The sequence below is a fragment of the Pedobacter sp. SG908 genome, from assembly GCF_011759615.1.
Taxonomy (GTDB): domain Bacteria; phylum Bacteroidota; class Bacteroidia; order Sphingobacteriales; family Sphingobacteriaceae; genus Pedobacter; species Pedobacter riviphilus.
In genome coordinates, this window is record NZ_JAAOYY010000001.1 from 2,102,182 (window position 1) to 2,116,999 (window position 14,818).

Sequence of the window (14,818 nt, forward strand, 5' to 3'; positions counted from 1 at the left end):
AAAGATTGTTTCGCGGGTTGAAAGCCACCTTCGGTATTTATAATAAAATAAAAAAAATGAAATTTAGGTTTAGCAAGATTTTTATATTCATGCTGTTGTTTTGCTTTGGCTTTTCAGTAAGCCTTTTTGCGCAACGGAACGAAAGTGCAAAACCTTGGGTATTTTGGTATTGGGTTAAAGGTGCGGTTTCAAAAGCCGGCATCACAGCCGATCTGGAAGCCATGAAATCAAACGGCATCGCGGGTGCTTATTTAATGAGCATTCAAGGACCTGATAAAGTACCAGTTTATTCACCGCCTGCCGTTCAACTAACACCAGAATGGTGGCAAATGGTTGAGTTTGCCATGAATGAGGCGAAACGGTTGGATCTGAAATTAGGCATGCATGTGAGCGATGGTTTCGCGCTGGCAGGTGGCCCATGGATAACACCTGAATTGTCGATGCAGAAAGTAGTTTGGTCTAGAATAAATAGCAGTAATACAGTTACTAAGATCAATTTACCTCAACCAGAATCAAAAGAAAATTATTATAAAGATATTGCCGTTTACGCTTACCCCTCACCAATTGGTGAAAGCATTTCAACAAGAACGGTTAGCCCCAAAATTACAGCCAGCAATGGTGCTGATGCCACTGGTCTCGTTCAGCCAGGGAATAAGAAAAACTTTGGTTCAAATGAACCATGTTATATTCAGTACGAATTTGAAAAACCTTTCACCTGCCGAACGATAACCATTAAAATCAGCGGAAATAACTATCAGGCACAACGTTTGGCCATTGAGGTAAGTGATGATGGGAAAAATTTCCGATCAATAGGTAGGTTGGAAGCGCCCCGTCATGGCTGGCAGGATACCGATGAAGATGTTACCCATTCCATTGTACCTACCACCGCTAGGTTTTTCAGGTTTATTTATGACAAAAAGGGATCCGAACCAGGTTCAGAGGATTTAGATGCAGCCAAATGGAAGTCATCATTAAAGCTCGTGAATCTTGAACTGTCTTCTGAAGCGCAGCTCAATCAATTTGAAGGTAAAAACGGTTCTGTCTGGCGGATCAGTAAGAGAAGTACAGAAGCAGAAATTGCCAAAAACCTGTGTGTACCGTTGAATAAGATCATTAACCTAACGGATAAATTAAATCCAGATGGAACCTTAAATTGGAAAGCGCCGAAAGGTAATTGGACAATTTTAAGGATCGGTCATACCTCAACCGGGCATACTAACGCAACTGGTGGCGGTGGAAGAGGATTGGAATGTGATAAATTTAACCCAGAAGCCATAAAATTACAGTTCAAGAATTGGTATGGTGAAGCCTTAAAACATGGCGGACCAGAAATAGCCAAAAAAGTTCTAAGCGTTTTCCATGTAGACAGTTGGGAATGTGGCAGCCAGAATTGGTCGCCGGTATTTAAAGCAGAATTTTTAAAGCGTAGAGGTTACGATTTAACGCCTTATTTACCTATCATGACCGGATTGCCTGTAGAGAATGTATCTGTGTCCGAAAATTTCCTTTACGATGTTAGAAAAACGATTTCGGAATTGGTTGTAGATCAGTTTTATAAAACACTTGCGAAACTGGCAAAGGATCAAGGCGTAACTTTTACAGCCGAAAGTATTGCACCAACGATGATGAGTGACGGATTAATGCATTACAAAACGGTTGACATTCCCATGGGCGAATTCTGGTTAAACAGCCCTACGCACGACAAACCAAATGATATGTTGGATGCCATTTCTGGCGCACATATTTATGGTAAAAACATCATCCAGGCCGAAGCTTTTACAACAGTCAGAATGGACTGGAACGAAAGTCCAGCGAATATGAAAACCTTACAGGATCGTAATTATGCTTTAGGGATCAATAAATTGGTGTATCACGTTTTTACACATAATCCCTGGACAGATCGGAAACCTGGAATGACCTTAGATGGTGTTGGCCTTTATTTCCAACGCGATCAAACCTGGTGGAAGGCTGGAAAAGCATGGGTAGATTATGCAGAAAGAACCCAAAGCTTGTTACAACAAGGCAAACCTGTTGTAGATATCGCCGTTTTTACTGGTGAAGAATTACCACGCCGTTCTGTTTTACCAGATAGGCTGGTAGAAACCTTGCCCGGTATTTTTGGTGCTGATGTTGTGGAGGTTGAAAAGAAACGCCTCGCAAATGTTGGTGAACCTTTAAGGCAAATACCAGCCGGTGTAACCCATTCAGCAAATATGTCCGATCCCGAAAATTGGGTAAATCCTTTACGTGGATATGCTTATGATAGCTTTAATCCCGATGTATTGAGTACAGCAACTGTTAAAGATGGCAATGTTGTTTTCGAAAGTGGGGCAACCTATAAAATTTTGGTAATACCGGGTAACATGAAAATGAACCCGAATTATCAGCATATGAGTTATACAACTGTAAAAAAAATATTTGAATTAATTATAGCGGGAGCTAATGTGATTGTAGCAGACATGCCTTTGTATCAAAATGGTTTACAACAAGTTAGTAAATCTGCGTTTAACTCGGCAGCGGATGAAATTTGGAAGAATAATTTTCATGAGATAAATAATCATCATCATCCTGTTTTAATGAAAGTAATGGATAAAGGCAATCTGTTTAAAGCTCCTTTTAATGCCGATAATTTTAAACTTGTAGGAATTGAACCAGATCTTTATGTAACGGAATCCAATCCGAACAGTAAGCCAATTACTTATGCAAAAAAAGTTGCTTATAATCACAGGAAAACTGACAAAAAGGATATCTATTTTATTTCTAATCAAGAGGCTAAAGAAAGAAATTTCTGGTTTTCATTTCGTGTAACCAATAAAATACCACAAGTTTATGATGCTGTTGCCGATAAGTTAACTGACATTAATAATTGGTCTAGTAAAGGGGGGCGAACAGGTTTTACTTATAAAATTGCTCCTAATCAAAGTTTGTTTTTTCTCTTCGAAAAGGAAACCCCTAAAACTCAATTTAATAATGGCAACAACTGGTCTAACTTCAAAACGATTCAGGATATTTCTAAAACTTGGCAAGCTCAATTTGATCCCACTTATGGAGGTCCATCAAAACCAATAATATTTAGCGATTTAACCGATTGGACACAAAATACAGATAGTTTGGTTAAATATTATTCAGGAACTGCAATCTACAGCAAAAACTTCACCTTCAATAACGATCTTAAAGGTAAAATCTGGCTCGATTTAGGCGAATTCTCCAGTATTGCCGAAGTAAAAATCAATGGAATAAACTGCGGCACTTTGTGGACTGCTCCGCACCGTTTAGAAATCAGTAAAGCCATTAAAAGAGGCGAGAATCAAATTACCATCGAAGTGACAAATACCTGGGCTAACCGTTTAATAGGCGATAGCAAATTGCCAGAAAATAAAAGAATTACCAAAACAACTGCACCTTTCCGATTGGAAGGTAAAGCTTTAAATCCTGCAGGACTATTAGGGCCGATAGTGATACAAGTGGAAGAGTAAATGGAGATTTAATGATTTCAAAATAAATGAAAAAAATAATTGTATTAATTCTGGTTCTTACCCAAACTATTGTTTACGCTCAACAAAAGAAGGTGAAGGATAATTTTAATGTCCAGATCAGGTTAGAAAAGGGCGATTTAAATAAAGATGGCTTGATCGACAAAACCGTAATTATGATGGATACGATCGATACAGCGGTTCCATTAAGGTTACAAATATTTTTTTTACAGCCAAATAAGAAATTTAAAATGGTTTTCTCTTCAACTGATGTAATTGAACCCCAATATGTAAACGGTGTACATACTAAAAATCAAATCCCTTATTTTTTTATTGAAAACGGATTTTTATTAATGAACACTGAAAAAAATGATGTTCGCTTAGCGTATCAATTCATCTACAAAAAAGGAATTTTTCAATTGATTAAAGTCTCTAGCGTAGTTTATGATGGGAAAAATTCGACAACCGAGACTGTATTTAATCTTTTAACAGGAGTGAGAACGGAAACTACAATGTTATTGGGTTCCGAAAAAATCTTAAAGAAAAATACAAAGAAAATAATGATCAGGCCATTACCTACGCTTCAGAATCTAAGGACTTTTGGCAATAAACTAGATTAATAACACCAAAACAAGAAACATTTGCAGTTTAAAAACTAAAAAATAATGAAAAAGCTATCCCATATAAGCAAAAATTTTGTCCTGCATACTTTACGAGTTCAGGTAATTGTTTGTGTAGCGCTTTTTCTAACGTTAAGTGCTAAAGCACAAGACAAAGCTTTGGTTAATACGTCAAATTCGCCTTATGCGAAATTGCACAGCATCAATATGACGGATGTAACCTGGACAAAAGGATTTTGGGCCGACCGCTTTAAAGTAGCTACCGAAACCATGGTGCCCAATATGTGGGCCATTTATAACGATCCCAAGATCAGTCATGCTTTTGAAAATTTCAAAATTGCAGCAGGTTTAGATACGGGTTCGCATGCTGGTCCATCTTTCCATGATGGCGATTATTACAAAACCCTGGAGGCTGTAGCTGTTTTATATGCTTCAACTAAAAACCCGAAACTGAACGAAATGATGGATAAGGCCATTGTGGTAATCGGTAAATCACAACGCGACGATGGTTACATCTATACCAAAGCAATGATTGAGCAGCGCAAAACAGGGTCTAAAAACCAGTTTCAGGATAGGTTGAGCTTCGAATCGTACAATATAGGCCATTTAATGACAGCTGGCTGCATCCATTATCGTGCAACCGGAAAAACTACTTTGCTCAACATTGCTAAAAAAGCGACAGATTATCTGTATAATTTCTATAAATCTGCTTCGCCAACATTAGCACGAAATGCGATTTGTCCATCGCATTACATGGGCGTTGTAGAAATGTACCGCACCACAAAAGATCCCCGGTATTTAGAACTGGCCCAACATTTAATTGCCATAAAAGGTAAGATTAATGACGGAACAGACGATAACCAGGATCGCATTCCTTTTCTACAACAAACGAAGGCCATGGGCCATGCCGTTCGTGCCAACTACCTTTATGCGGGTGTAGCTGATTTATATGCCGAAACGGGTAAAGATTCGCTATTAAATACTTTAAATTTAATGTGGGACGATGTCAATCAGCACAAAATGTACATTACAGGTGGTTGTGGCTCGCTATATGATGGGACTTCGCCCGATGGCACATCTTATAACCCGGCCGATGTGCAGAAAATCCACCAGGCTTTTGGCCGCGATTTTCAATTGCCCAATTTTACCGCACATAACGAAACCTGCGCCAACATTGGTAACGTACTCTGGAACTGGCGCATGTTGCAGATTACAGGCGATGCAAAATATGCTGATGTAATGGAACTCGCTTTGCACAATAGCGTTCTGTCTGGAATTAGTTTGGATGGAAAAAACTTTTTATACACCAATCCTTTGGCGCAATCAGACGATTTACCTTTTAAACAACGCTGGTCGAAAGATAGGGTGCCTTATATCGCATTATCCAATTGCTGCCCGCCAAACGTAGTCAGAACCATTGCAGAAGTTAGTGATTATGCTTACAGTACTTCAGATAAAGGACTGTGGTTTAATCTATATGGCGGTAATAACCTAAATACAACATTAACTAGTGGTCAGAAAATTTCTTTGTCGCAAGAAACCAACTATCCCTGGGATGGGAAGATCAAAATCAGCATTAAAGAAATAGGGAATAAAGCTTATTCATTATTTTTGAGAATCCCGTCGTGGACACATAATGCACAGATCACAATCAATGGAAAAACTGAAAATGTTAAAGCCATTTCCGGAACTTACGCAGAAATCAGCCGCGTTTGGAAAAACGGTGATGTAATAGAATTAAATCTCCCTATGGATGCCACTTTGATTGAAGCCAATCCTTTGGTTGAAGAAAACAGGAATCAGGTAGCGGTAAAACGCGGACCAATTGTTTATTGCCTGGAATCGACAGATTTACCTGGTAAAAGTATTTTTAATGCTTTTATTCTGGCTTCAACCAAATTTGAGGTCAAACCCATTAATATCGATGGCGCTGCGATGATGAGTTTGGTAGGAAATGCAAAAATGGTAATGCCAAACAATTGGAAAAATGTGTTGTACAGGCCGATTGAAGATAAAAATACAACAACAGAAATTAAACTGGTGCCATATTTTGCCTGGGGAAACCGTGGTCATTCAGAAATGTCGGTATGGCTGCCAGTGAGTAGATAATGTAATAGGGGCGTCATTCCCAACCTGATTGGGAACCACGAAGTGCTCATCGGAGATAATCCTAATGCAAAAAGCTTTAAGATTCCCGCCTGCGTGGGAATGACGAATATTTTTAAAGCAGAAAAAACAAAAATGAAACTAAAACTCTTCATATTCTTAAACCTCGCATGTGGTCTCGTTGCATCAGCCACAGTAAAACCTGCATCGATTTTTACCGATCACATGGTGTTACAACAACAAAGCAATGTAGCCATATGGGGCTGGGCCAAACCTGCTGCCAAGGTAAAAATCAATACCTCCTGGAACAAACGGCACTACACCATTATTACTGATCAGGCGGGTAAATGGAAAATAAAAATTGCGACTCCATCAGCCGGAGGCCCATATCATATTGAATTAAATGATGGCGAAAAACTTGTCCTGACCGATATTTTAATTGGCGAAGTTTGGTTCTGTGGTGGCCAATCGAACATGGAAATGCCCATGAAAGGATTTAAAAGTCAGCCGATAATTGGTTCAAATGAGGCCATTCTAAAATCTGCCAATAAAAACATCAGGCTTTATACGGTTCCGCGTTCTTCTGTAACCGAACGACAAGAAAATAGCAAAGCTTCACAATGGAAATTAGCTGCGCCGGAAACCGTTGCCAATTTTAGCGCAACTGCTTATTACTTTGGTTCCTTATTAAGCGAAATGTTAAATGTTCCCATTGGGATCATCAACGATAGTTATGGCGGTTCTACAATCGAGGCCTGGATGTCGCCCGAGGATTTAAAAGCATTCCCCGAGGTTAAAATCCCCTCAAAAACCGACAGCATAAAAGAAGTAAGCAGAACGCCCACAACTTTATACAATGGCATGCTCTATCCTGTAATCGGTTATGGCATAAAAGGTGCCATCTGGTATCAGGGCGAATCGAATTATGAACGTCCAGACCGTTACGAAGACTTATTGCCTGCGATGGTTTCTTCCTGGAGAAAAAATTGGGATAATGGCGATTTTCCTTTCTACTATGCGCAAATCGCACCGTACAATTATGCACAATTACCGCCTTATCATGTTGGTGGAAAATTTAACTCAGCCTTTTTACGGGATGCACAACGCAAATCCCTGACTAAAATTCCAAATTCGGGAATGGCAGTTTTAATGGATATCGGCGAGGAAAAATCAATCCATCCCGCAAACAAGAAACAAGGTGGAACTCGTTTGGCTTACCTGGCCTTGTCTCAAACCTATGGTATAAAAGGTTTTGGTGCATTAAGCCCGAACTATGAATCTTTGAACATCGATAAAAATAAAGCGGTGATCAAGTTCCAAAATGTAACAAATGGCTTAACTTCATTTGGCAAAGATTTGGCCTTATTTGAAGTAGCAGGAGCAGACCATATATTTTACCCGGCCAAAGCCACTATAATCGGAAGTAGCATCACTGTTTCAGCAGTACAGGTTAAAGCACCAGTGGCTGTTCGCTACGCCTTCAAAGATTTTGTAACCGGCGATTTATTCGGAAACGATGGCTTACCGGTTTCCTCATTCCGCACTGATGATTGGGAGAATTAATAATTTTAAAATGAATTTATCCACGAAGACACTAAGCGCACCAAGTATTTTATTTAAGAACTTAAATGTTCTGATATGCCTTATATGGTCAAAAAACGTAAACCTTTTCTTGGTGTGCTCCATATCTTTGTGCTTCCTCTCTTCAAATGCTTTTTCCCAAGAAAAATCCTCAACTAACGTAGTTTGGAATACCCAAAGCCTTAATTCATCAGCATCCATGCCTGTAGGTGGAGGCGATATCGGCCTTAACCTCTGGGTAGAAAATGGTAATGTTTACCTCTATCTATCCAAAAGCGGCACCTTCGACGAGAATAATACCTTGCTTAAGCTTGGTCGTGTAAAACTCAAATTATCCCCAAACCCTTTTCAGGGGAAATCATTTAAACAAGAACTGATCTTAAAAGATGGTTACGCCCAGGTCTCAGGCTCAAACGGTAAATTAAGTACGAAAGTCAATGTTTGGGTAGATGTTTTTAATCCGGTTATCCATTTAGACATTAAATCCAGCCAAAACATCATAACCGAAGCCAGCTACGAAAGCTGGCGCTTTGAAGACCGCATCACAAAAGGCAAAGAGAACAACCAAAATTCGTATAAATGGGCGCCTCAGGGCATTGTAAAAACCTTTAGAGATGAAATTACTTTTAAAAACAATACCGTTCAATTTTACCATCAAAATAAACCCGAGACCGTATTCGATATTACAGTAAAACAACAAGGTCTTGATGATAGAAAGGCCGAATTGTTCAATCCGCTAAAAAACCTGATTTTCGGCGGCTCAATGCAGGGAGATAACCTGTTTCCGGCAGGCAATGATGAAGGTATTTATTTAAGTACACCTTTTAAAGCCTGGACTTTGAAAAGTAAAAAAGCTTCGCGTTCAAACCACATTACCATTGCTTTACATACCGTTAAAAATGAATCAATTTCTGATTGGGAAAAACAGCTAACTTCATTAAAAATCAATAACAATCATAAAACTAGTATAAAATGGTGGAACGATTACTTTGAAAAGAGTTTCATTTACATCAATTCAAAAGATGGATCAGCCAATCAATCGGCTAAAAATTATCAGCTATTCAGGTATATGTTGGGCTGCAATGCCTTTGGCAAATACCCAACGAAATTTAATGGCGGGTTATTTACCTTCGATCCACAACTTACTGATACGGCGCTGAAATATACACCCGATTTCAGGAATTGGGGAGGAGGTACGCACACCGCACAAAACCAACGGTTGGTCTATTGGCCGATGCTAAAAAGTGGCGATTTTGAGATGATGAAGCCCCAATTTGATTTCTACCTGAATTTGTTAAAAAATGCTGAAATCAGAACGCAGGCTGCCTGGGGACATAATGGCGCCAGTTTTACAGAGCAATTGGAAAACTTCGGGCTACCAAACCCAGCAGAATATGGCTGGAAACGTCCTGCCGATTTTGACAAAGGCATGGAATACAATGCCTGGCTAGAATATGAGTGGGATACCGCTTTAGAGTTTTGTATGATGATTTTAGAAACAGAAAGGTATAATGGTAATAATATCGAAAAATATCTTCCATTGATTGAAAGTTCACTTGCCTTTTTCAAAGAACACTATACTTATTTAGCCAAACAGCGCGGGGCAAAAGCTTTAGATGCCGATGGACATTTGGTTTTGTACCCTGGCTCTGGTGCCGAAACCTATAAAATAGCCTATAACTCCACCTCAACCATTGCTGCACTAAAAACCGTTATAGAACGACTTCTGGAGCATCCCAATTTAGCTGAAAAGCAAAAATCGGAATGGAAAGCCATGCTAAAAACCATTCCACCAATCAGTTTTAGAACATTTGACGGCCACACCACAATTGCTCCGGCAAAACTTTGGGAGCGCATTAACAATACAGAAGGCCCACAGTTGTATCCTGTTTATCCATGGGGAATTTACGGAATTGGTAAACCTGGTTTAGACACCGCTATCAATACCTTTAAATACGATACAGATGTATTGAAATTCCGCAGTTATATCGGTTGGAAACAGGACAATATTTTTGCAGCAAGATTAGGTTTAACAGAAGATGCTGCAAAATTAACCACAACCAAGTTAAAAGACTCGGGAAGGAGATTCCCGGCATTCTGGGGACCTGGCTTCGACTGGACACCAGACCATAATTGGGGTGGCTCGGGTATGATCGGTTTACAGGAAATGCTGATGCAGGTAGACGGAAAAAAGATTTATCTTTACCCAGCATGGCCGAAAGAATGGGACGTACATTTCAAACTATATGCACCTTACCAAACCACCGTTGAAGGCACTTTAAAAGATGGGAAATTAATGGATTTAAAAGTATTGCCGGAATCAAGGAAAGCGGATATAATTAATATGATTAAATAATAGGCTAAGGTTTAGCCACTTCGTCAGGCTGATCCGATTGCTATCGGATTTATTTTACAAGTAGGGTAGTATTTTCAATTGTCTTGTAGCTACTTCGTGGTCAGCATCTATCTAAAAAAGCCCCTGAAATGAGTTCAGGGTGACGATCAATATAAAATTAGTAAAAAATGGATTTATAATTAAAAGAAAAAGGTTAGTCCTACCAATTATATTACGCATCAGGTTAAATTTGAAGAAGTAAAAGATAAGTTTGAAAGCTGGTTAGATCCAAAGAATGGGGTGATTAAAGCAATGGTTAGTGTAGGATTGTAGATGGTATTTTAGTTACGATCAAAGGGAATGACAATCACAGGATGACGATTGCATAAAAAAGCCGATAATCAAGTGATTACCGGCTTCAGCATTGAGCGTGCTTTATTAAAATTACTTATAAAAAACCTCATTCCAATGCAATTCATTCCTGAATTGATTGATTTTGGTATCAGCGCCAATATTTACATATTCTAAGCCAGCAATATTCGCAAAATCTAGTAAATGCTCCGTTGTTAAATTCTGGCTATAAGCCGTATGATGGGCACCACCAGCATAAATCCACGCTGCACATCCCGTTTTCATATCAGGTAATGGTTTCCAGAGCACACGGGCTACCGGTAAGTTTGGTAAATCATGTTCAGCTTCAACAGCTTTTACTTCGTTCACCAACAAACGGAAACGGTTGCCCATATCTATTAAAGATGCATTTAAAGCATCGCCACCAGCAACGTTAAAAACCAAACGCGCAGGATCGGCTTTACCACCAATACCTAATGGATGAACTTCAAGACTTGCCTTACCACTTGCCAATGAAGCATCAACCTCAAGCATATGCGAGCCTAAAACCATCGAATTTTCCGGATCGAAATGATAGGTATAATCTTCCATAAATGCATTACCACCGGCTAAACCTGCACCCATTACCTTGCAGGCACGTACTAATGCCGCAGTTTTCCAATCACCTTCACCAGCAAAACCATAACCATCAGCCATTAAACGCTGTGCTGCGATTCCTGGCAACTGGATCATACCGTGTAAATCTTCAAAAGTATCAGAGAAGCCTTTAAAGCCCCCATCTTCTAGAAATTTCCTTAATCCCAATTCAATTTTGGCCGCCTCGTAAACAGATGAATGCCTTGCACCACCTGCTTTTAAATCGTCGGCTATTTCGTAGGTAGCCTCGTATTCTTTCAATAAAGCCTGAATGGCATCTTCACTTATTCCATTAATTACGGCTACCAAATCACCTATACCATAAGTATTTACCGCAAAACCGAATTTCATTTCGGCTTCCACCTTATCGCCATCTGTAACCGCAACATAACGCATATTATCGCCAAAACGAACAAATTTAGCGCCCTGCCAATCGTGCCAACCGGCAGCAGCCCTGCACCAGGTATCGATCTGTTTAGCCACTTCTTCATCCTGCCAATGGCCAACAACTACTTTACGGTCTTTACGCATCCTCGAAACCATAAAACCAAATTCACGGTCGCCGTGTGCACTTTGATTCAGGTTCATGAAATCCATATCAATGGTATTCCATGGGATATCGCGATTAAACTGCGTGTGTAAGTGCAATAAAGGTTTTTGCAGCACATTCAAACCCCTGATCCACATTTTAGCAGGAGAGAAGGTATGCATCCAGGTAATTACTCCAATACAGTTCTCATCAATATTGGCTTGTTGCAGGGTTTCAAAAATCTCTTCGGTTGTTTTTACAATCGGCTTGTACACTACCGAAACAGAAATACTTCCGTTCTGGTTTAACGAATCGGCCACTTGTTGGGCGTGCTCCGCTACTTGTTTTAAGGTTTCTTCACCGTACAAATGTTGCGTACCCGTGATGAACCAAACTTGTAACTTTTTTAAATCAATCATTACTATTTATGTTATTTTTAATTTATTTAATCTTCAAACCTCACAGGTTTTAAAAACCTGTGAGGTTTACTCCTGCGGTTGGGTTCATGTCCACTCCAATCAGGTTTAGGTTACTTAGGTAAACCTAACTAGGTTAAACCCGACAGTAGCGGCAGCCTCCGATTTTTTCTATCGGAGTTATAGCGAATGGCGGGGCTTTCGTTTCCTAAGCACCACTGCAATTGCTTTCCATAACCCTTAATTCAATTTATGCAACCAAACTCAAAACTCAGAACTCCGAGCTCTAAACTCACTTCTGTCCATAATAAGCGCCATCACCATGTTTACGTTCGTAATGCTTATCTATTAACGAATCTTTCAGCTTTGGGGCCTGCGGATTGATCTGTTCTGTTAACAAAGCCATCTGCGCTACGGTTTCCAAAACTGCACTGTTATAAACTGCTTTCTCGGCCGTTTTGCCCCAGGTAAAAGGAGCGTGGTTACCCACCAAAATCATTTCGACTTCTTTATAACTTAAGCCTAAACTTTCAAAATGGTTCATAATCTGAAAACCGGTCTCATACTCGTAGTTCCCTTTGATCATTTCATCAACCATTGGTGGCGCACACGGAATATCTACTGTTAAATGGTCGGCATGGGTAGTTCCGAAAATAGGAATGGCCCTTTGTGCTTGTGCCCATGCGGTTCCATAGGTAGAATGCGTATGCACAATCCCCCCAATTTCTTGCCAGTGTTTATATAAAACTGCATGGGTTTTAGTATCTGATGAGGGGCGTAAACTCCCCTCAACCGTATTTCCGTCGAAATCTACAATGACCATTTTCTCTGGCGATAAATCCTCGTAAGGCACGCCGCTTGGTTTAATCGCAAAAACACCTTTCGACCGATCTGCAGCGCTCACATTTCCGAAAGTAAAAAGTACTAATCCCAATTTGGGCAATTGCATATTGGCCTGGTAAGCCTGTTCTCTTATATCTTGATAGTTGCTCATGATAAGTAAGGTTTTACATCTTTTTTGTTGTATTTCTCCAGGTACCTGCCTAGCCCCAAATATTGTTGGTAATGCTGGCGGTAAAGTTTTTGTTTTTTGGTATTTGGTTTATATTCTTTCTCAAAACCTGTTCCCATGGCTACCATTGCTGCTTCGATATCTGGATAAATACCAGCTGCTACAGCAGCAAACATCGCCGCACCTAATGCACAGGTATGCTCAAAACGGTGTATTCTAATGGGCATTTCCAATACATCTGCCATCATTTGCATAATATAAGCCGATTTTTTTGCTACACCTCCAATACCGATAATTCCTTTTACCGGAACGCCTTGTTCTTTAAAACGATCTACAATAGCTTTCGCACCAAAACAGGTGGCAGCAGCTAAGGCACGGAAAAACCGTGGTGCATCGGTTCCTAAACCTAAACCCGTTATGGCACCTTTAAGTTCTTGATTTGCATCTGGTGTTCTACGTCCGTTCAACCAGTCTATAGCCAGTTCGGCGTAGTCGCCCTCTGGTAAAGCTTCAGCTTCGTTACTTAAATTAGCAATAATTTTTCCCTCTAATTCTGCCTTTAAAGCATTCGCAGTAGCCTCATCAATTACATCAGATTCAGTAAGTAAATGGTTTAATGGCCAGCTGATTAAATTCTTGAACCAGGCATAAACATCGCCAAAAGCAGATTGACCAGCTTCTAAACCTGCCATACCCGGAATTACAGAGCCATTAACCTGTCCGCAGATACCGTTAATCAATTTGCCATCTAAATCCTGATTAGGAGCCACTAAGATATCGCATGTACTTGTACCCATTACTTTACTTAGGTAATAAGGTTCAATCTGTCCACCTACTGCACCCATGTGTGCATCAAATGCGCCAACGCCAACAACTACATCAGTGTTTAAGCCTAGTTTTGTAGCCCATTCTTCGCTCAATGTTCCTGCAGAAATATCAGAAGTATAGGTGTCGGTAAATAATTTATCTCTAAAGCCTGCTAACAGCGGATCGAGACTGCTAAAAAAATCTTCAGGAGGTAAACCGTTAAATTCTTCTGCCCAAAGTGCTTTATGCCCAGCAGCACAACGGCTGCGTTTCATTTCTTTGATATCTTTTCCACCACAAAGTAAAAACGGAATCCAGTCGCAGTGTTCTACCCATGAAGCTGCGCCTTTTTTTATAGTCGAATCAACCCTTAAAATATGTAGTAATTTAGCCCAGAACCATTCTGACGAATAAATGCCACCAACATATTTAAGATAATTAGTGCTGAACTTGGTTGCATGCTCATTAATCTCAGCCGCTTCTTTAACTGATGTATGATCTTTCCAAAGTACAAACATGGCATTTGGATTCTCTTCAAAACCTTTGGTTAAGGCAAGGGGAGTACCTGTTGCATCAACCGCCACTGGGCTAGAACCAGTTGTATCAACTGAAATTCCCTTTACCAAATGTGCAATTTCTGCACCACCAGCTTTGGCAAGACAATCTTTTATAGTGTGTGTTAAACCTTCAATATAATCTAAGGGATGCTGGCGGAATTGATTAACAGCGGGTTTACAATATAAACCTTTCTGCCATCTTGGATAAAGAAAAACCGATGAGGCTAATTCTTTTCCGTTTGCGGTATCGACTAGAACAGACCGGACAGAATCTGACCCGTAATCTACTCCAATTACATAGTTTGCTGTGCTCATAACAATAAATAAATGTCTAATTAACGTTTATTTATTTAAATTAAAAAATTTTATTATTTTTTTAATCAGAAACATCGAAT

Annotated in this window: 8 protein-coding genes; 5 read left to right on the forward strand and 3 right to left on the reverse strand. The window is 39.8% G+C overall.

Annotated elements, in window-relative coordinates:
• Positions 1 to 56 precede the first annotated feature (56 nt).
• The 5 genes from FHT21_RS08520 (at position 57) to FHT21_RS08540 (ending at position 10,136) form a co-directional block, all read left to right on the forward strand.
• Positions 57 to 3,476: a glycosyl hydrolase gene (locus FHT21_RS08520; protein WP_167294264.1), complete on the forward strand. Its 3,420-nt coding sequence runs from the start codon at positions 57 to 59 to the stop codon at positions 3,474 to 3,476.
• 26 nt (positions 3,477 to 3,502) lie between these two features.
• Entirely contained in the window at positions 3,503 to 4,093 is a 591-nt protein-coding gene (locus FHT21_RS08525; RefSeq protein ID WP_167294265.1) for a hypothetical protein, read from the forward strand.
• 45 nt (positions 4,094 to 4,138) lie between these two features.
• Positions 4,139 to 6,202 (forward strand): glycoside hydrolase family 127 protein, encoded by a 2,064-nt coding sequence (locus FHT21_RS08530; protein WP_167294266.1) that lies wholly within the window; start codon positions 4,139 to 4,141, stop codon positions 6,200 to 6,202.
• A gap of 132 nt (positions 6,203 to 6,334) precedes the next feature.
• Entirely contained in the window at positions 6,335 to 7,762 is a 1,428-nt protein-coding gene (locus FHT21_RS08535) for a sialate O-acetylesterase (RefSeq protein ID WP_167294267.1), read from the forward strand.
• Positions 7,763 to 7,874: 112 nt separating this feature from the next.
• Entirely contained in the window at positions 7,875 to 10,136 is a 2,262-nt protein-coding gene (locus FHT21_RS08540; protein WP_317169960.1) for a DUF5703 domain-containing protein, read from the forward strand.
• A 423-nt stretch (positions 10,137 to 10,559) separates the two neighbouring features.
• Here the strand turns inward: FHT21_RS08540 and araA are convergent, their stop codons facing one another.
• The 3 genes from araA to FHT21_RS08555 form a co-directional block, all read right to left on the reverse strand.
• Positions 10,560 to 12,050, reverse strand: a complete 1,491-nt coding sequence (araA, locus tag FHT21_RS08545) for an L-arabinose isomerase (RefSeq protein ID WP_167294268.1) — start codon at positions 12,048 to 12,050, stop codon at positions 10,560 to 10,562.
• A 289-nt stretch (positions 12,051 to 12,339) separates the two neighbouring features.
• Positions 12,340 to 13,041 (reverse strand): L-ribulose-5-phosphate 4-epimerase, encoded by a 702-nt coding sequence (locus tag FHT21_RS08550; protein ID WP_167294269.1) that lies wholly within the window; start codon positions 13,039 to 13,041, stop codon positions 12,340 to 12,342.
• Positions 13,038 to 14,738, reverse strand: coding sequence for a ribulokinase (locus FHT21_RS08555; RefSeq protein WP_167294270.1), 1,701 nt, complete (start codon positions 14,736 to 14,738; stop codon positions 13,038 to 13,040). Before FHT21_RS08555 ends, FHT21_RS08550 begins: the two co-directional genes overlap by 4 nt.
• Positions 14,739 to 14,818 lie beyond the last annotated feature (80 nt).